Origin of the sequence: Sulfitobacter sp. M05, from assembly GCF_029285175.1 — a bacterium.
GTDB lineage: Bacteria > Pseudomonadota > Alphaproteobacteria > Rhodobacterales > Rhodobacteraceae > Sulfitobacter.
This window is the reverse complement of sequence record NZ_JABEDH010000002.1, coordinates 127189-144067: the sequence shown is the minus strand read 5'-3', so window position 1 is coordinate 144067 and position 16879 is coordinate 127189. Positions and strand designations below refer to the sequence as shown.

16 protein-coding genes are annotated in these 16879 nt (G+C 59.0%); 6 read left to right on the top strand and 10 right to left on the bottom strand.

What is annotated here, in order from left to right; all coding sequences use genetic code 11:
* Positions 1 to 88: 88 nt before the first annotated feature.
* From HKX44_RS08890 to cobU, 3 genes are read right to left on the bottom strand one after another with little or no spacing between them, the layout of a single operon-like run.
* Positions 89 to 772: a glutathione S-transferase gene (locus tag HKX44_RS08890; RefSeq protein ID WP_276150978.1), complete on the bottom strand. Its 684-nt coding sequence runs from the start codon at positions 770 to 772 to the stop codon at positions 89 to 91.
* Between the two features lie 60 nt (positions 773 to 832).
* The gene (locus tag HKX44_RS08885; RefSeq protein ID WP_276150977.1) at positions 833 to 1411 is read right to left on the bottom strand and encodes a histidine phosphatase family protein; all 579 of its coding nucleotides are present in this window, start codon (positions 1409 to 1411) and stop codon (positions 833 to 835) included.
* The gene (gene cobU / locus HKX44_RS08880) at positions 1408 to 1920 is read right to left on the bottom strand and encodes a bifunctional adenosylcobinamide kinase/adenosylcobinamide-phosphate guanylyltransferase (RefSeq protein ID WP_346348177.1); all 513 of its coding nucleotides are present in this window, start codon (positions 1918 to 1920) and stop codon (positions 1408 to 1410) included. Before cobU ends, HKX44_RS08885 begins: the two co-directional genes overlap by 4 nt.
* 103 nt (positions 1921 to 2023) lie before the next feature.
* On the opposite strand from cobU, the gene HKX44_RS08875 reads away from it, so the two are divergent.
* From HKX44_RS08875 to HKX44_RS08855, 5 genes are all read left to right on the top strand, one after another.
* Positions 2024 to 2902, top strand: a complete 879-nt coding sequence (locus HKX44_RS08875; RefSeq protein ID WP_276150975.1) for an RNA polymerase factor sigma-32 — start codon at positions 2024 to 2026, stop codon at positions 2900 to 2902.
* Positions 2903 to 3003: 101 nt separating this feature from the next.
* Entirely contained in the window at positions 3004 to 4203 is a 1200-nt protein-coding gene (gene coaBC, locus HKX44_RS08870; RefSeq protein WP_276150974.1) for a bifunctional phosphopantothenoylcysteine decarboxylase/phosphopantothenate--cysteine ligase CoaBC, read from the top strand.
* The gene (dut, locus tag HKX44_RS08865) at positions 4200 to 4652 is read left to right on the top strand and encodes a dUTP diphosphatase (protein ID WP_276150973.1); all 453 of its coding nucleotides are present in this window, start codon (positions 4200 to 4202) and stop codon (positions 4650 to 4652) included. The genes coaBC and dut overlap by 4 nt, the downstream gene beginning before the upstream one ends.
* A complete protein-coding gene (gene moeB, locus HKX44_RS08860; RefSeq protein WP_276150972.1) occupies positions 4652 to 5692 on the top strand; it encodes a molybdopterin-synthase adenylyltransferase MoeB in 1041 nt (346 codons plus the stop codon). The genes dut and moeB overlap by 1 nt, the downstream gene beginning before the upstream one ends.
* Positions 5693 to 5766: 74 nt before the next feature.
* Positions 5767 to 7779 (top strand): M3 family metallopeptidase, encoded by a 2013-nt coding sequence (locus tag HKX44_RS08855; protein ID WP_276150971.1) that lies wholly within the window; start codon positions 5767 to 5769, stop codon positions 7777 to 7779.
* A gap of 25 nt (positions 7780 to 7804) precedes the next feature.
* Here the strand turns inward: HKX44_RS08855 and HKX44_RS08850 are convergent, their stop codons facing one another.
* Genes HKX44_RS08850 through HKX44_RS08825 form a run of 6 tightly spaced genes read right to left on the bottom strand, consistent with a single transcriptional unit; the run spans position 7805 to position 14370 of the window.
* Positions 7805 to 8740, bottom strand: a complete 936-nt coding sequence (locus HKX44_RS08850) for a glyoxylate/hydroxypyruvate reductase A (RefSeq protein WP_276151876.1) — start codon at positions 8738 to 8740, stop codon at positions 7805 to 7807.
* Between the two features lie 4 nt (positions 8741 to 8744).
* Positions 8745 to 9884: a rod shape-determining protein RodA gene (gene rodA / locus HKX44_RS08845; protein ID WP_276150970.1), complete on the bottom strand. Its 1140-nt coding sequence runs from the start codon at positions 9882 to 9884 to the stop codon at positions 8745 to 8747.
* Complete coding sequence (mrdA, locus tag HKX44_RS08840; RefSeq protein ID WP_276150969.1) at positions 9881 to 11824, bottom strand: penicillin-binding protein 2; 1944 nt, start codon at positions 11822 to 11824, stop codon at positions 9881 to 9883. The genes rodA and mrdA overlap by 4 nt, the downstream gene beginning before the upstream one ends.
* 14 nt (positions 11825 to 11838) lie before the next feature.
* Positions 11839 to 12378 (bottom strand): rod shape-determining protein MreD, encoded by a 540-nt coding sequence (locus HKX44_RS08835; RefSeq protein WP_276150968.1) that lies wholly within the window; start codon positions 12376 to 12378, stop codon positions 11839 to 11841.
* The gene (mreC, locus tag HKX44_RS08830) at positions 12375 to 13271 is read right to left on the bottom strand and encodes a rod shape-determining protein MreC (RefSeq protein ID WP_276150967.1); all 897 of its coding nucleotides are present in this window, start codon (positions 13269 to 13271) and stop codon (positions 12375 to 12377) included. The genes HKX44_RS08835 and mreC overlap by 4 nt, the downstream gene beginning before the upstream one ends.
* A 52-nt stretch (positions 13272 to 13323) precedes the next feature.
* Positions 13324 to 14370 (bottom strand): rod shape-determining protein, encoded by a 1047-nt coding sequence (locus HKX44_RS08825; protein ID WP_276150966.1) that lies wholly within the window; start codon positions 14368 to 14370, stop codon positions 13324 to 13326.
* Positions 14371 to 14540: 170 nt separating this feature from the next.
* On the opposite strand from HKX44_RS08825, the gene HKX44_RS08820 reads away from it, so the two are divergent.
* Positions 14541 to 15128 (top strand): VOC family protein, encoded by a 588-nt coding sequence (locus HKX44_RS08820; RefSeq protein ID WP_276150965.1) that lies wholly within the window; start codon positions 14541 to 14543, stop codon positions 15126 to 15128.
* A 171-nt stretch (positions 15129 to 15299) separates the two neighbouring features.
* Here HKX44_RS08820 and HKX44_RS08815 read toward each other — a convergent pair whose 3' ends face one another.
* Positions 15300 to 16868 (bottom strand): 2-isopropylmalate synthase, encoded by a 1569-nt coding sequence (locus HKX44_RS08815; protein WP_276150964.1) that lies wholly within the window; start codon positions 16866 to 16868, stop codon positions 15300 to 15302.
* Positions 16869 to 16879: the final 11 nt, after the last annotated feature.

Sequence of the window (16879 nt, the reverse complement as noted above, 5' to 3'; positions counted from 1 at the left end):
GCTGAAGGTGAAAAACCACATGCAAGGGTTAACCATCTTCAGGGGTAGGCAGGGATTGTTTAGGAATAGTTAATATTGGCAGCACCCCTCAGGTCACTGGCCATTCCCGTGTTGGCCCGCCGATGTCATAGGGAAAGGGATCATAGGTCACTTTCAGCCCTTCAGCGCGCCATGCCTTAAAAGCAGGATCGTTCAAGGTTGTCACGCAGTATGCTTTGGCATCCTCCGAGACTGGCAGCTCGTAACCAATGATACGGGCGACCACGGGGGCAAAAAACGCGTCTGCCAGTGAATAATCGCCAAACAGCCACGGGCCGTCTTTTGTACGTTGGGCGCGGGCATGATCCCACAAGACTTCTATCCTTGCCAGATCGGCCTGAACCTCTGGCGTGACGACAAAGCCCTGTATGACATGTTGTAGTTGCATCGCACAGCTCCCGCGCAGGGCCGAGAAATCGGCGCACATTTCAGCGCAGAGCCACCGCGCCGCAGCACGGGCCGCAGGATCGGCGGGCCACATGCCGGCGTCAGGGTGCCGTTCAGCAAGGGTTTCAGCCATGGCAAGGCTCTCGCCAACCACCATGCCCTCGGGGGTGCGCATGGCGGGGACCAATCTGGCCGGGGCAAGTGCGGCAAGTTCTGCCGCCATCGTACCACTGTAAAGCCCGACCAGATGTGCGCGGTAAGGCAGGTTGAATTTCTCCATCATCAGCCAGCCCCGCAAGGACCAGCTGGAGAAGGTACGATCGCCGATATATAGGTCATATGTCATGGGGTTCAGGGGTAAAGCGCACTGTCCCCTGCCGCAAATTCATATTTGTGCGCGGTACAATCACACAAGATGATTGATCTTCTCTACCTGCCAATCGCCGGTCTGATGGATCAGGGTGGTTACCGACAGATTGTCGATTTTATGGGCCATGGCCGCATAGGGGGTGACACCAAGCGCGCGCTGCACCTGTGTCAGGATCACGCCGAAATGCGCAACGGCGATAATATGTGTGTCAGGGTGGGCGGCATTCATCGCATCAACCACGCCATTCACCCGCGCGGCCGTCTGGTTCCAGCTTTCGCCGCCCGGGGCCTGCACGTCGCCGGGGGTTTCCCAATAGGCGCGCGACAGGTCGGGATCACGGGCGGCAACGTCTTTAAAATGCATCCCGTCCCAGACCCCGAAATGCATCTCGCGCAGGTCACGGTGGTGGGAAAGCCGGGTACGTGATTGCTGAAGTACATCAGCCGTCGCAGTGCAGCGGAGCAGATCCGAAGAAATCACCAGCGCCGTCTCTGGCAGGTGGTCCTGCAACCGCACTATCTGGGCCGCGTCGGACAGATCAGCCGGCACATCGCGCCAGCCGACAAAGGTCTTTTCATGGGTCGGCCCATGGCGCACCCAGTGCCAGACGGTCATGGTAAGGTTCCTTTTAAGACTTGCGGCAGGCCGGCAATCACCTGCACCGCCAATTCGGCCTCGGCGGCCAGTGCAATGTTCAAGCGGCCCTGCGCGTCACGAAATTGCCGTGCCAGCGCGTTTTCGGGCACAACCCCGTGGCCCACTTCGTTGGATACAATGACCCAAGGGGCGGGGCAGTTTCGCAAGGCGGCGATCAGCGCGGATTGCGCTTGTTCCAGATCATTCTGCGCCAACAGATGATTGCTGAGCCACATGGTGGCGCAATCAATCAGCACAACCTGATCGCGGGGCATGGCCGCCAGCGGTTTGGCCAGATCAAAGGGTTCTTCCACCGTGTGCCAACTGTTGTCACGACGATTTTTATGCACCGCAACCTTGGCCGCAACCTCGTCGTCAAATACCTGCCCCGTCGCGAGGTAGGTCATTGGTAAATCATATGATTTAACAAACTCTTCGGCCCAAAGAGACTTTCCCGAAGCGGCCCCTCCCAAGACAAACGTAGACATTGGTTGCATTTTTTTTACTCATCTGTGGAACCGAAACCGGGTTCGTTTGTTAACTGTACAAAGGTTTGCGAAATACACGCAATGTGGTCGGGGACAATTTAACATGGCTAAAGAAGAAGCGCGCGATTTTTCAATCACTCGTACTGCAATGAAAGCGGAAATGCTGGATGCGGAAACGGAGCTTTCTTTGGCAGTCGCTTGGCGCGATCACCGTGACGAGGCGGCGTTGCACCGATTGATTAACGCTTACATGCGGCTGGCGATTTCGATGGCTGGCAAATTTCGCCGCTACGGTGCCCCGATGAACGATCTTATTCAAGAGGCCGGTTTGGGTTTGATGAAGGCCGCGGAAAAATTTGACCCCGACCGCGGAGTCCGGTTCTCGACCTATGCGATGTGGTGGATCAAGGCCGGTATTCAGGATCACGTAATGCGCAACTGGTCTATGGTGCGCACCGGCACTACGTCCTCGCAAAAATCGTTGTTTTTCAACATGCGCCGCATTCAGGCCCGGATGGAGCGTGAGGCAAGCACAGCGGGACAGGAGCTGGACCGCCATCAGTTGCGCCAGATGATCTCGACCGAGATTGGCGTGCCATTGCATGATGTCGAAATGATGGAAGGGCGGCTGTCCGGGTCAGACTATTCGTTGAACGCGACACAATCGGCGGAAGACGAAGGGCGCGAGTGGATTGATGCGTTGGAAGATGATTCCGCTCAGGCCGCAGAGCAGGTCGAAAATAACCACGACACGGCACAGTTGCGCAGTTGGCTCTTGTCGTCGATGCAGGAACTGCGCGAACGCGAGCAGTTTATTCTGCGTGAGCGCAAGCTGCGTGATACGCCGCGCACGCTGGAAAGCCTTGGTGAAGAATTGAACCTATCCAAGGAACGTGTGCGCCAGCTTGAGGCGGCGGCGCTGTTGAAGATGCGCAAGTCCCTTGAGGGGCGTTCTCCCGAGGTTATGAACCTGCTTCAGTGATGCGATGTGCCCTTGTCCCACTGGCACAGGACGGTGAGGGCTGGCACTGGCCAAGCTTGGCGCTTATGGTTCCCTGAACCAAATCGTGAAGAGGGCGCATCATGCTGGCAGACAAGCACATTTTGCTGATCATCGGGGGGGGCATTGCCGCTTTCAAGTCACTTGACCTGATCCGCCGGCTGCGCGAACGCGGGGCGCAGGTCACACCGGTGCTGACACGCGCCGGAGAAGAATTTGTCACTCCGCTGTCTGTGTCTGCCTTGGCCGGGAAAAAGGTTTTTCGCGATCTCTTTGATCTGGGGGACGAGGCCGAGATGGGGCATATCCAGTTGAGCCGAGTGGCCGATCTCGTGGTTGTGGCCCCTGCGACCGCTGATCTGATGGCCAAGATGGCGCAGGGTTTGGCCAATGACCTGGCCTCGACGCTATTGCTGGCGACGGATACGCCCGTGATGATTGCCCCGGCCATGAACGTGCGCATGTGGGATCATCCGGCCACGCAACGCAATCTGAAAACCCTGCAAGGTGACGGGATCACAGTGGTTGGCCCGAACAAGGGCGATATGGCCTGTGGCGAACACGGGCCCGGGCGGATGGCTGAACCGATGGAGATTGTCGCGGCGATAGAGGCGCAGTTTGCCGCCGGGCCGCTGCGTGGCAAGCGCATCCTTGTCACCTCTGGTCCGACCCACGAGCCCATTGATCCTGTTCGATATATCGCCAACCGGTCGTCCGGGGCGCAGGGCGCAGCGATTGGTCAGGCCTTGGCCGCATTAGGGGCCGAGGTGATTTTTGTGACCGGTCCGGCCGACGTGCCCCCCCCCGCCGGGGTTGCTGTGGTTGCGGTGCAAACCGCACAACATATGCTAGAGGCGGTGCAGAGCGCTTTGCCTGTGGATGCCGGTATTTTTGCTGCTGCTGTGGCCGATTGGCGGGTTGAAGGGGCCAGTGACAGGAAGCTGAAGAAGTCCAAGGACGGGTTGCCGGTACTTGAGTTCGCGGAAAACCCCGACATCCTGAAAACGGTCAGCCGCATGGAAACGGGCCGCCCGCCGCTGGTCGTCGGGTTTGCGGCGGAAACCAACGACGTATTGGATCATGCAACGGCGAAACGTGAGCGCAAGGGCTGTGACTGGATTCTGGCCAATGATGTGTCCCCCGAAACCGGCATCATGGGAGGCAGTGAAAACGCCGTCATCCTGATTACGGATGAAGGTGCGGAAGACTGGCCGCGCATGTCAAAAGAGGCAGTGGCAGAGGCCTTGGCGTCACGGGTTGCACAGGCGCTGGAAACGAAATGACCACGATCAAATGCACATGGGCGGCGGGCGCGGATCAGGCGCTGGGCTTGCCGGAATATGCCACCACGGGCGCAGCGGGCGCGGATCTGCGCGCCAACCTGCCGGAGGGGCCGGTGCGGATTGCACCGATGGCGCGTGCGCTTGTGTCGACTGGATTACATATGGAAATTCCCCAAGGGTTTGAGGTGCAGGTCAGGCCGCGCTCCGGGCTTGCATTGAAACACGGGATTATGCTGCCCAACAGTCCTGGTACAATCGACAGCGATTATCGCGGGGTGGTTGGCGTGATCATGTTGAACGCGGGCACCGAAGCGTTCGAGGTGACCCATGGTATGCGCATTGCGCAGATGGTTGTGGCACCGGCCCCGCAGGTGGTGTTCGAAATTGCCGATATGCTTGGCCATACCGCGCGCGCTTCTGGCGGGTTCGGCTCGACCGGAGAAACCTGATGCTGCTGGTTCTGGTGATCGCGGCGGCGCTTTGGTTCGGGGGGCGTATGGTGGGCGTGCCCCGTGCGGCGCGCCTGTCGATGTTGGGGTTGCTGTTTGTTGCGGTCTTGGGGATGCAACTGGCCTTGCCCGAGGGGAATGGGTTGCGTCAGGCCACGGGGGGCAGTGCCGCGTTGTGGTTGATCCTTGGCGGATTTGCCGCGGTGATCTGGGCTTATCGGCGGGTGATTGTGCATTTGCGGGGCCGTGTGAGCGCAAAAATACCTGATGTGCCAACAAAACAAGGCAGTTTTTCCGAGACCGAGCTGGACCGCTATGCCCGTCATATCGTGCTGCGTGAGGTTGGCGGCGCAGGGCAGAAAGCGCTGAAGAATGCCAAGGTACTGGTCATTGGTGCCGGCGGGTTGGGGGCACCGGCGCTGCAATATCTGGCGGCGGCAGGGGTGGGCACCATCGGTGTTGTGGATGATGATGTGGTTGAAAACGCCAACCTGCAACGGCAGGTTATCCATCCCGATGGCAATATTGGTATGCCCAAGGTGTTTTCCGCCCAGGCGCAGATGGAAGCGCAGAACCCCTTTATCACCGTGCGTCCCTATCATCGCCGTTTGACAAATGACATCGCGGCGGAACTGGTGGGGGAATATGATCTGGTACTGGATGGCACGGACAATTTCGAAACCCGCTATCTGGTGAATGCGGCCTGTGTGGCGGCGGGGGTGCCGCTGGTGTCCGGGGCGCTGAGCCAGTGGGAGGGGCAATTGTCGGTCTTTGATCCCGCCAAGGGTGCGCCCTGCTACCGCTGCATTTTCCCGCAGGCCCCTGCCTCCCATCTTGCGCCAAGTTGCGCACAGGCGGGGGTGATCGGGCCCTTGCCGGGTGTGATCGGATCAATGATGGCGGTCGAGGCGGTCAAGGTGATCACCGGTGCCGGCACGCCGGCGCGCAGCCAGATGTTGATCTATGACGCACTTTACGGCGAGAACCGCACGATCCAGATCGCCCGCCGTGCGGATTGTGCGACCTGTGGCGGCAGCTGAGGCCGCTTGGTTTTCAGCGACGGATTGTAACCTGCCGCCCGCGCCCCTAGCTTGAGCGCAAAGGAGAATTTCCCATGACAAACCCCCTGTTGGCCGATTGGGCCACACCCTTTGAAATTGCGCCGTTTGATCGGATTTCAGACGATGATTTTGCGCCCGCGCTGGACGAGGCCCTTGCCGCGCATAACGCCGAGATTGAAGCGATTGCCAATAACCCAGAGGCCCCGAGTTTTGCCAATACCATCGAGGTACTGGAAGGTGTGGGGGAAGCGCTGAACAAAGTGCTAAGCGTGTTCTTCACCGTGGCAGGGGCGGACAGCAACCCGGCCCGCGAGGCATTGCAGCGGGAATTTTCCCCAAAGTTGGCCGCGCATTTTGCCGAAATTTCGGGCAATAAGGCGCTGTTTGAACGCATCGCTGCCGTTTGGGAGGCCCGCAATACCCTTGATCTGAGCGACGAACAGGCGCGGATTTTGATGATTGCGCACCGGGATGCTGTGCGTTCTGGTGCCGCCCTGATCGGGGATCAGGAAAAGCGGATGAAAGAGATCAAGGGGCGTCTGGCGGTGCTGGGCACGCAGTTCACCCAGAACCTGCTGGCGGACGAACGTGAATGGTTCATGCCGCTGGATGAGGCTGACCTTGAAGGGTTGCCGGAGTTTGTTGTCAGCGCGGCCCGTGCCGCGGGCAAGGAAAAGGACGCGGGCGGCCCGGTTGTCACCCTGTCGCGCTCTCTGATTGTGCCGTTTTTGCAATTCTCGCCGCGTCGTGATCTGCGTGAAAAGGCGTTTCGCGCCTGGGAGGCCCGCGGGGCCAATGGCGGCGAAACCGACAACCGCGCGATTGCTGCCGAAACGCTGGCTCTGCGTGAGGAACGTGCGCAGCTGTTGGGCTATGACAATTTTGCCAAGTTTAAGCTGGAAACCGAGATGGCCAAAACGCCGGACGCGGTGCGCAAGCTGTTGATGGATGTCTGGGAACCGGCCAAGGCACAGGCAAATGCCGATGCCGGGGTGCTGACCGGCATGATGCATGCCGATGGTGTGAACGGTGATCTGGCCCCGTGGGACTGGCGCTATTATGCAGAGAAACGCCGCGCCGCCGAGCATGATCTGGATGAGGCAGCGTTGAAGCCCTATTTCCAGCTGGACCGGATGATCGAGGCCTCTTTTGCCTGCGCTACCCGCTTGTTCGGGCTGGAATTCACGCCGCTGGATGTGCCGCTCTATCACGCGGATTGCCGCGCTTGGGAGGTGACGCGCGGGGGGGAACATGTGGCGGTGTTCATCGGCGATTACTTTGCCCGTGGTTCGAAACGCTCGGGGGCGTGGTGTTCGGCGATGCGTGCGCAGGCCAAGTATCCCAAGGTGCAAGCGCCCGTTGTGATCAACGTCTGTAATTTTGCCAAATCCGACCCGGCGCTGCTGTCTTATGATGATGCGCGCACCCTGTTTCACGAATTCGGCCATGCGCTGCACCAGATGCTGTCGGATGTGACCTACGAAAGCGTTAGCGGCACCTCGGTGGCACGTGATTTTGTGGAACTGCCCAGCCAGCTTTATGAACACTGGCTGGAAGTCCCTGAGGTGCTGGGTGAATTTGCCACCCATGCGACTACAGGCGCGGCGATGCCAAAAGAGATGTTGGACAAGGTTCTGGGTGCAGCCACTTTTGATATGGGGTTCCAGACGGTTGAATATGTCGCCTCCGCGCTGGTCGATCTGGAATTTCACGATGGCAAGCCGCCTGCTGATCCGATGGCGAAACAGGCCGAAGTGCTGGGCGCATTGGGGATGCCGGACGCCATCCGTATGCGCCATGCGACACCGCAGTTTGCCCATGTCTTTGCCGGCGACGGGTATTCCAGCGCCTATTACAGCTACATGTGGTCCGAGGTGATGGATGCCGACGCCTTTCAATCCTTTGAGGACGCCGGCGGGGCCTTTGATGCAGAGCGTGCCAAAGCGTTGGAAACGCATATTCTGTCCACTGGTGGATCGCAGGACGCGGCAGAGCTGTATGTGGCATTCCGTGGCCGTTTGCCCGGAGTTGAGGCCCTGCTGAAGGGCCGGGGGCTGGCTGCCTGATTTTCCCTGCTAAAGGCGGGACGCTCTAGTAGCCTAGGGCGCGGTCAACGAGGTTGATAAAGGGCTCATCCGCCTCACCACGGCGGATGTTTTCGACAATCACTTCGCTGGCCGTGCTGGCGCGGGTTTCGGCGGCGATATGCGGCGTGACTGTGACCTTGGGATGTGTCCAATAGGGATCGTCAGCGGGCAGGGGCTCAACCCGAAAGACATCCAATGTGGCATGGGCAATCTGGCCGCTGTCCAGCGCGGCAAGCAAAGCGTTGTCGTCGATCAACGGGCCACGACCGGGGTTGATGATAAAGGCACCTTTGGGCATCTGCGCCAGTGTTTCAGCATTCAGTGTGTTGTGGGTGGCCGGTGTGTCCGGCAGCAACAGCACCGCAATTTCGGCCCGCGATAGGGATTCTTTCAACCCAGCCGCGCCATGCAGGCAATCAATGCCGTCGACCTTCTTGGCGCTGCGGGACCAACCGGTGACCTGAAAGCCGAGACCGGCAAGCGTTTGGGCCACCGTAGCACCCAAGGCACCAAGGCCCAGTACAACCACCTGCCGTTCCTGTGCCAAGGGCGGCGTGCGCGGCATCCATTCGGGGGCGCTCCGCAAGATATCGGTGTCGATCCCCAGATGGTAACGCATGACATGGCCCGTGACCCATTCCACCATGCCCTTGGTCAGGCCAGGATCAACCATACGGGCCAACGGCATCGTCAGGGTATCATTTCCGACAATCGCCTCAACACCGGCCCACAGGTTCAGCACTGCCTTGGTACGTGTGTAGGGCGTGAAGTCCTGCAAGGGGCTGTTGGGGGCATAGACGATGTAATCAACATCTCGCGGGTTGATCTCTTGGGCGAGGTTGGCGTCACCAAAGCCTGCCTTGTCCAATGCGTCCCGCAGGGGGCGTTCATAGGTTTCCCAGCGTTCGGGGCGTGCGGCGAATAGGATGTTCAGGGGCATTTGGTTACCTCGGTCTGTGGACATGGGCAGATTGGACAAGGCCAAAGGCCAAAAGCAGCACCAGCATTGCAGAGCCGCCATAGCTGACCAGCGGCAAAGGCACGCCGACCACGGGCGCCATGCCCATCACCATCGACATGTTAACGGCAAAGAACAGGAAAAAGTTCAGCGCGATGCCCAGTGTCAGTAGGGAGGAGAAACGGTCTTTGTTGCGGATCGCAGTGACCACGCAGAAGATGATGATCAGCGCATAAAGCCCCAACAGGGATATTGCTCCGATAAAACCGAATTCCTCGGCCAAAGTGGTAAAGATGAAATCTGTGTGTTTTTCGGGCAGGAAGTTTAGCCGCGATTGGGTGCCTTGCATAAACCCCCGCCCGGTCCAGCCGCCAGAGCCCAGTGCAATCTTGGATTGGGTGATGTGGTATCCCGCGCCCAGAGGATCGGCGGCGGGGTTCAGAAACGTATCAATCCGGCGGTACTGGTAGTTGTTCAACAACTGCCATGTGGTGTCACGGGATTGAAATACCGCTGTGATCAGCCCGATGCCAGAGGCGATGACAACTGCGAAATACGCCCAATGCACACCGGCCAGAAACATCAGACCCGCACCAGCGGCCATTAACAGGATCGACGTGCCAAGGTCTGGTTGCTCCAGCACCAGCGCGGTGGGGGCAAGGATGATCAGCACCGGCAGCAGAACCCAAAACGGTTTGGACACTTTTTTCGCGGGCAACCAGTCGTAATAGGCGGCCAGAAACATCACCAACGTAATTTTCATCAGTTCGGAGGGTTGCAGATCAATGAACCCAAGGTCCAGCCAACGCTGCGACCCCTTGCGTTCATCCCCGATCAACGCGACCAGCACCAGCAGGATCAAGGACCCGCCATAGGCCACACCGGATAGGTTGCGCCACAGCCAGACCGGCACCATGGCCACCCCCATCATCAAGGCAAGGCCCAGGCCAAAGCGTTTGATCTGTGGTTCCGCCCAAGGGGTGAATGACCCGCCAGCGACGGAGTACAACATCAGGAAACCGACGCCGCAAACCGTGCCCAACAACAAGGCCAGCGGCCAGTTCAGGTGCAGAATTTTGCGAAACCCTGTCGGGACGGATTTGACCGTATATTCAAGATAGCTCATGCTTGATCTTTGCCCTTGATCGACACCTCGGGCTGCACATTGCGCAGGCGGTTCTGCTGGGTCTTGATGCGGGCGCGGGCACCGGTGGGATAGGCGTTCAACGGTGGTTCCCCACCGGCAAGCGCCTGCAACATGACATCCCGCGCGATGGGGGCCGCCGCGGTTGATCCGCCGCCGCCGTGTTCGACCAGCACCGACACTGCATAGCGTGGTTTGTCGTAAGGGGCGAAGCCGACAAACAGCGCATGGTCACGGCGTTCCCATGGCAAATCCGCGTTGCGCGTGACACCGCGCGCGCGTTCTGCGGCGGTAATGTTGCGCACCTGCGAGGTGCCCGTCTTGCCCGCCATGCGCCATTCGTCGGCAATGATCCGGCTGCGATAGGCAGTGCCGCGCCGGTCGTTCACAACCTCATACATGGCGCGCCGCATTTTGCGCAGGTTGTTGTCATTCATATCAAGCGCTGTGCCGTCGCCCAGCGGCTGTTCCACGCCGTCTCGTGATTTGATCAACCGCGGAGCCACAGCCCGCCCGGTGGCAATGCGCGCGGTCATCACCGCCAGTTGCAACGGCGAGGCCAGCATAAACCCCTGTCCGATCGAGGCGTTTACCGTATCGCCAATGACCCAATCCGCGCCGCGGGCCGTACGCTTCCAATCCTTGGTCGGGGTCAGGCCGGAATTGACCGACGACAGCGCGAGATCATGGCGGATGCCAAGGCCAAAGCGGTTTGCCATGGCGGTGATCTTTTCGATGCCGACCTTGAGCGCCAGATCATAATAATAGACATCGCAGGATTGTTTCAGCGAATTGGTCAGGTCAACCCATCCGTGGCCGGCGCGTTTCCAACAGTGGAACTTGCGTTCGGCAACTTCCAGATAACCGGGGCAGTACACCGTATCATCGGGGCTGATCAATCCGTCCTCAAGAGCGGCCATGGCCGTGATCATCTTGAAGGTCGAGCCGGGGGGATAGGCCCCCTGAACGGTTTTATTGACCAAGGGGCGGAATTTCGAATTCAGCAACGGGTTGTAATCTGCGGATGAAATACCGCCAATAAACAGGTTCGGGTCATAGCTGGGTGCAGAGGCGATAGCGGCCAGATCGCCGCTTTCGCAATCAATGATCACAACCGCCGCGCTTTCACTGCCAAGGCGTGCCTGCACATATCCCTGAAGTTTGGAATCGATGGTCAACTGCAAATCGGCACCGGACTGCCCCTCGCGCCGATCTAGTTCGCGCATCACGCGGCCGGTGGCGTTCACTTCGACCTGTTTGGTGCCCGCGACACCACGCAGGGCATCTTCGGCACGGGCCTCAACGTTGAGTTTGCCAATCTGGAAGCGCGGAATGCGCAGCACCTGATCGGGGTTTTCCAGCGCATCAAGGTCTTTCTGGCTGACCCGCCCGACACGCCCAACCACATGGGCGAAATCCGATCCGCGCGGATAGACCCGCGTCAGTCCGACTTCCGGCGTGACGCCGGGCAGGGCGGGGGCATTTACGCTGACCTTGCTGACCTCGTCCCAGCTGACGCCCTCTACGATGGTTACCGGCAGGAAGGGGGCCGAACGTTTCAGTTCTTCCAGCGCCCGTTCATAGGTTTCCAGATCAATCTCGATGATGCGACTAAGACGCGCCATCACGGCGTCAACATCGCCGGCATCCTCGCGCACCATGACAATCCGGTAGGACGGAACATTCTCGGCCAGACGCACACCGTTTCTGTCAAAAATCTCGCCGCGCGCAGGGGGGATAAGCCGGATGTTGATCCGGTTCTCCTCGGCCAGTAGTCGGAATTGATCGGCTTGATCAACCTGCAAATACCGCATTCTTGCGGCCAGACCGCCCATGAACAACAACTGCGCACCACCCAGCAAGGCTGCCCGCCGGGTCAGCTTGGCGTGGCTTGCATCGTTTTCCGCGCGGTTACGTCTCATGCGGCTGCTTCCCCCTAAATCCGATGCCCAAAACCGTCCAGATCACCCGGGCTGGCTTTGCGCACGCCCATGCCGACATGGGTGATCGCGACAACAATCGGATAGACCAGCAGGGTCAGAAACAGCTCTGACAGGCTAAGTGACAGGCTGGGCTGTTCGATCAACACAACGGCGTGGATGACCCGATACGCAACGGCGATCCCGACGATGATAATACTGACGCTGATCCATTCGGCGGCGAAATTGGCATCCCGCAATGACCGCGACCGCCCTTTCAGGTTTTCGCAACCGATCAACGCCAGAACCGCGCCCAGCCCCGGCGGACGTTGCAACAACAGATCGGCCAGCAGAAAGGCGCAGGCAAGGGCCAGCGCGGGCACATATTCGGGGCGGCGCATGCTCCAAGCCAGTGCAAAACACAACACCAGATCAGGCGCAGCCCAGCGGCGTGGCGTGGTTTCAAGCGGCAACAGATGGAAGAACAGGATAACGAGGGTCAACAGCAGAAAAGCCGCGCGCATCAACCAGAGGCGGGTGACAGACAGATCGTTCATTCGGTCGCGACCTCCTGAGCTTCTTCAAGCGGGCCGTTTTCGGTGATCACACGGGCCGTGTCCGTCACGCTTTCTGTGCCATAGTGGCGCAACACCCGCAGAAATTCGAGACGTTCGTAATCTGCGGCCAGACGCACCCGCAAGCGGCCACCGGGGTCGGCGGCAACTTGGCCGATCAGCAAGCCTGCAGGGAACACACCGCCATCACCAGAGCTGATTACGCGGTCGCCGGGCCGAACCAGATCGGGGTTTTCAAGGAAATCTATGGGCGGCGCGATGGTGTTGTCGCCGGCCACAATTGCGCGCTGGCCGGAGGGCTGGATCGTTGCGGGAATGCGGCTGGTGGCATCGGTCAACAGGATCACGCGGGCGGTGTTTTCGGCGACGCCAGAAATCCGCCCGACCAGCCCGATGCCATCCATCGTCGCCCAGCCATCGACCAACCCGTCGCGCGCGCCAACATTGAGCAGCACGGACTGGCGGAACGGAGAGCCGGAATCGGCAAGCACAACACCGGTGATAAAGGTCAGCCGTGGGTCCAGCCGCACCTTGTTAAGATCAAGCAGGCGGGCGTTTTCCTGTTCCAATTGCAGGGCGGCTTCTTTCCACGCCTGCATCTGGCGCAATTCGCTGCGCAGTTCCTGATTTTGCTCTGACAGCCGCTGATAAGACCGGAAGTCACGCAGCAAATTGATGGTGCCGGTGACAGGGGCCATGGCCCATTCGAGATTGGGCACCAGTCGATCCGTGATCTGGGCGCGGAATCGTTCAACACGGGGGCTGTCGATCCGCCAAAGCAGAAAAGTCGCGCTGAGCAGCAGGATCAGGACAGCAAGCAGCAGCCGCCGAAGGGGGGCGGAATAGTCAACGCTGTTTGAACGGTCGCTTGCCATATCCCTTGCGCTCCTGCCCAGGGTGCCATGCTTCCATCGAGACTAGCAATAATCAGCTGTCATAGTCGATGGCGTGGCGCAGTTGTTTTTCGTATTCCAGCGCTTTGCCGGTGCCAAGCGCCACGCAGTTCAACGATTCATCCGCGATGGAAACGGCCAGCCCGGTTTGCTCGCGCAGGGCCAGATCCAGATCGCCCAACAGCGCACCACCACCGGTCAGCATTACACCGCGGTCGACAATATCAGCCGCTAAATCCGGCGGGGTTGTTTCAAGGGCGGTCATCACCGCTTCGCAGATCTGCTGAACCGGTTCGGCCAGCGCGTCCGCGATTTGCGCCTGGGTGACTTCGATTTCCTTGGGCACACCGTTCAGCAGGTCACGGCCGCGAATTTGCATCGAGGTGCCGCGCCCGTCGTCGGGCATACGTGCGGTGCCAATAGAGGTCTTGATACGCTCGGCGGTGGTTTCACCCACCAACAGGTTTTGCTGGCGGCGCAGATAGCTGATGATCGCCTCGTCCATGCGGTCACCACCGACGCGGACGGAACGGGCATAAACGATGTCGCCCAAGCTAAGAACCGCAACCTCGGTCGTACCGCCACCGATGTCGACAACCATGTTGCCGGTCGGATCAGTGATCGGCATCCCGGCCCCGATGGCCGCGGCAATCGGTTCGGCAATCAGGCCGGCGCGGCGCGCTCCGGCGGACAGAACCGACTGGCGGATTGCGCGTTTTTCAACCGGTGTGGCACCATGGGGCACACAGACGATGATCTTGGGTTTGGAAAAGGTCGACCGTTTATGCACCTTGCGGATGAAGTGTTTGATCATCTCTTCAGCGGTGTCGAAATCGGCAATCACCCCTTCGCGCATCGGACGAATCGCTTCGATGGAGCCGGGGGTGCGGCCCAGCATCAGCTTGGCGTCTTCGCCGACGGCCAGTACTTTCTTGACACCATCCTTAATATGGTAGGCAACAACAGAAGGCTCTGACAGGACAATACCGCGGCCTTTGACGTAAACCAATGTATTGGCTGTGCCGAGGTCGATTGCCATATCGGATGAAAAAAGTCCACGGAGATTTCCAAAGAGGTTCATTTGCCTGCGTACCCTGTCAAAATATATTGGCCCGCGACTCTGACGAGGCGGGCTGGTGGTGCTTATAGGCTTGGCATAGCTTGGGTGAAAGGGGGTGTTTTTGCCTGTTGGGCATGTTGCCGCCTGCGCCCTATGTTTATTTTGACAGGTAACACAACAGGAGCGGCGAAATGAAGAAAATCCAAAGCCTTGGCCTTCACCACATTACGTTGATGGGGGCGGATCGGCAAAGTAGCATTGATTTCTGGGAAGGGGTTTTGGGCATGCCCTTTCTGTTCGATCAGCCGAATCTGGATGATCCGCAAGAGGGACATCTGTATTTCGATCCCGGAGACGGTAGGCTGATCACCATTTTCACCAATGAAAACCGCAAGCGGATGCACACCCGCACGCCTACGGACGCAGGATGTGTGCATCATATCGCGTTCGAAGTGGACCGCGCCATGTTTGATCAGGTGCTCGACCGGCTGGGGGCGCGCGGAATCGGTAATTCCGGGGTCAAGGACCGCGGTTTCATGCATTCGATCTATTTCAAGGATCCGCTGGGCCTGTTGATTGAGTTGGCTTGCTATACCTTCATCCCGCCGCGCGGGTCGAGCCACGCCGAAGTCATGTTGCAAGCCCATAAACTTCGGGTACAGCGTGGGGCAGTTGCGATTGAACGGGAACATCTGGCGGATGCGGCTGTGATGATTGTGGAGCGCGCGCAGGGTTCTTTAAGTGCTGATCGCGCGGCGAAGAATCCATTTGATACGTGACGGGGCAACGCAGCTGTTTCATGCGTGGCACGGTTGGAAATGAGTTTAAGGGCAAGATGAAGAGAGGCCCATGCCTTCATCTTGCCAATTAAACTCAATCCTGTCGCCCGCCGCACGCGCCACCTTAATGTTAGGGCGCAGGCAAGGTGGGCAGATTACCCACCCTTATTTTCAGTTTACGTCTTTATAGTTAATCTCGCGTTTGTCCGAGCCACCCTTTTCGCGACGCACCAACAGGCGATTCAGCGCGTGGATATAGGCGCGGGTGGAAGAAACAACCGTATCGGTATCGGCTGATTGGCCGGTCACGATGCGTCCGTCCTCTTCGATGCGAACAGAGACTGTGGCCTGCGCATCGGTGCCTTCGGTTACCGCATGTACCTGATAAAGCTGCAATCGCGCCTCATGCGGAACCAGAGCCTTGACGCAGTTGAAGGCGGCATCAACCGGGCCGTCGCCAGTCTGCTCTGTGGTGCCTTCGGTGCCGTCTATGTTCAGGGTCATGCGCGCCTGATTCGGCCCCTCGGTGCCGCAGATCACATGCATCGAAACCAGTTTAATGCGGTCCTCTTCGGGATCGGTTGAGGTGCGCATCAAGGCGATAAGGTCATCTTCATAGATTTCCTTTTTGCGATCAGCCAGTTCCTTGAAGCGTACGAACACATCCTTGAGCTGGTTGTCGCCCAATTCGAACCCGAGGTCCTCCAGCTTGGAGCGCAGCGCGGCGCGCCCCGAGTGTTTGCCCATTACGATATTGGTTTCGGTCAGGCCGACATCTTCGGGGCGCATGATCTCGAAGGTTTCGGCGTTTTTCAACATGCCGTCCTGGTGGATGCCGCTTTCGTGGGCAAAGGCGTTTTTGCCAACAATGGCCTTGTTTGGTTGCACCGGAAAACCCGATACAGTCGAGACGCGGCGCGAGATGTTCATGATCTTGGTGGCGTCGATGCCGGTTTGATAGGGCATGATGTCATTGCGCACGCGCAGGGCCATCACCACTTCTTCCAATGCCGTATTGCCGGCCCGTTCGCCCAAGCCGTTAATGGTGCATTCGATCTGGCGCGCCCCGGCTTCAACGGCGGCAAGGCTGTTGGCCGTCGCCATACCCAGATCATTGTGGCAGTGAGTGGCGAAAATGATCTCGTCCGCACCGGGTACGTTTTCAAGCAGTTTGCGGATCAGATCGGCGCTCTCGCGTGGGGCAGTATAGCCCACGGTATCAGGAATGTTGATTGTGGTTGCGCCCGCCTTGATGGCGATTTCCACCACGCGGTAGAGGTAATCCAGCTCTGTCCGTGTTGCATCCATGGGCGACCATTGCACATTGTCACACAGGTTGCGGGCATGGGTGACCGTTTCGTGGATCCGGTCGGCCATTTCATCCATGGTAAGGTTGGGAATGGCGCGGTGCAGCGGCGAGGTGCCGATAAAGGTGTGGATGCGCGGCTTGGGGGCGTGTTTCACCGCCTCCCAGCAGCGATCGATGTCACCGAATTGGGCGCGGGCCAAGCCGCAGATAACTGAATTTGTGGAGTTCTTCGCGATTTCGGAAACAGCGGCAAAATCCCCTTCGGAAGCGATGGGAAAGCCGGCTTCGATAATATCGACGCCCATTTCGTCCAGCAAACCTGCGATTTCCAGCTTTTCCGCATGGGTCATCGTGGCACCGGGGGATTGTTCGCCGTCACGCAAGGTTGTGTCAAAGATCATGACGCGATCTTGGGTCTGTGTATCTGTCATTATGATGTCTT

What these genes read in the sequence shown, in the direction of transcription:
- HKX44_RS08890 (WP_276150978.1), bottom strand. Translation starts at nt 772, where the DNA reads ATGACATATGACCTATATATCGGCGATCGTACCTTCTCCAGCTGGTCC.
- HKX44_RS08885 (WP_276150977.1), bottom strand. Translation starts at nt 1,411, where the DNA reads ATGACCGTCTGGCACTGGGTGCGCCATGGGCCGACCCATGAAAAGACC.
- cobU (WP_346348177.1), bottom strand. Translation starts at nt 1,920, where the DNA reads ATGTCTACGTTTGTCTTGGGAGGGGCCGCTTCGGGAAAGTCTCTTTGG.
- HKX44_RS08875 (WP_276150975.1), top strand. Translation starts at nt 2,024, where the DNA reads ATGGCTAAAGAAGAAGCGCGCGATTTTTCAATCACTCGTACTGCAATG.
- coaBC (WP_276150974.1), top strand. Translation starts at nt 3,004, where the DNA reads ATGCTGGCAGACAAGCACATTTTGCTGATCATCGGGGGGGGCATTGCC.
- dut (WP_276150973.1), top strand. Translation starts at nt 4,200, where the DNA reads ATGACCACGATCAAATGCACATGGGCGGCGGGCGCGGATCAGGCGCTG.
- moeB (WP_276150972.1), top strand. Translation starts at nt 4,652, where the DNA reads ATGCTGCTGGTTCTGGTGATCGCGGCGGCGCTTTGGTTCGGGGGGCGT.
- HKX44_RS08855 (WP_276150971.1), top strand. Translation starts at nt 5,767, where the DNA reads ATGACAAACCCCCTGTTGGCCGATTGGGCCACACCCTTTGAAATTGCG.
- HKX44_RS08850 (WP_276151876.1), bottom strand. Translation starts at nt 8,740, where the DNA reads ATGCCCCTGAACATCCTATTCGCCGCACGCCCCGAACGCTGGGAAACC.
- rodA (WP_276150970.1), bottom strand. Translation starts at nt 9,884, where the DNA reads ATGAGCTATCTTGAATATACGGTCAAATCCGTCCCGACAGGGTTTCGC.
- mrdA (WP_276150969.1), bottom strand. Translation starts at nt 11,824, where the DNA reads ATGAGACGTAACCGCGCGGAAAACGATGCAAGCCACGCCAAGCTGACC.
- HKX44_RS08835 (WP_276150968.1), bottom strand. Translation starts at nt 12,378, where the DNA reads ATGAACGATCTGTCTGTCACCCGCCTCTGGTTGATGCGCGCGGCTTTT.
- mreC (WP_276150967.1), bottom strand. Translation starts at nt 13,271, where the DNA reads ATGGCAAGCGACCGTTCAAACAGCGTTGACTATTCCGCCCCCCTTCGG.
- HKX44_RS08825 (WP_276150966.1), bottom strand. Translation starts at nt 14,370, where the DNA reads ATGAACCTCTTTGGAAATCTCCGTGGACTTTTTTCATCCGATATGGCA.
- HKX44_RS08820 (WP_276150965.1), top strand. Translation starts at nt 14,541, where the DNA reads ATGAAGAAAATCCAAAGCCTTGGCCTTCACCACATTACGTTGATGGGG.
- HKX44_RS08815 (WP_276150964.1), bottom strand. Translation starts at nt 16,868, where the DNA reads ATGACAGATACACAGACCCAAGATCGCGTCATGATCTTTGACACAACC.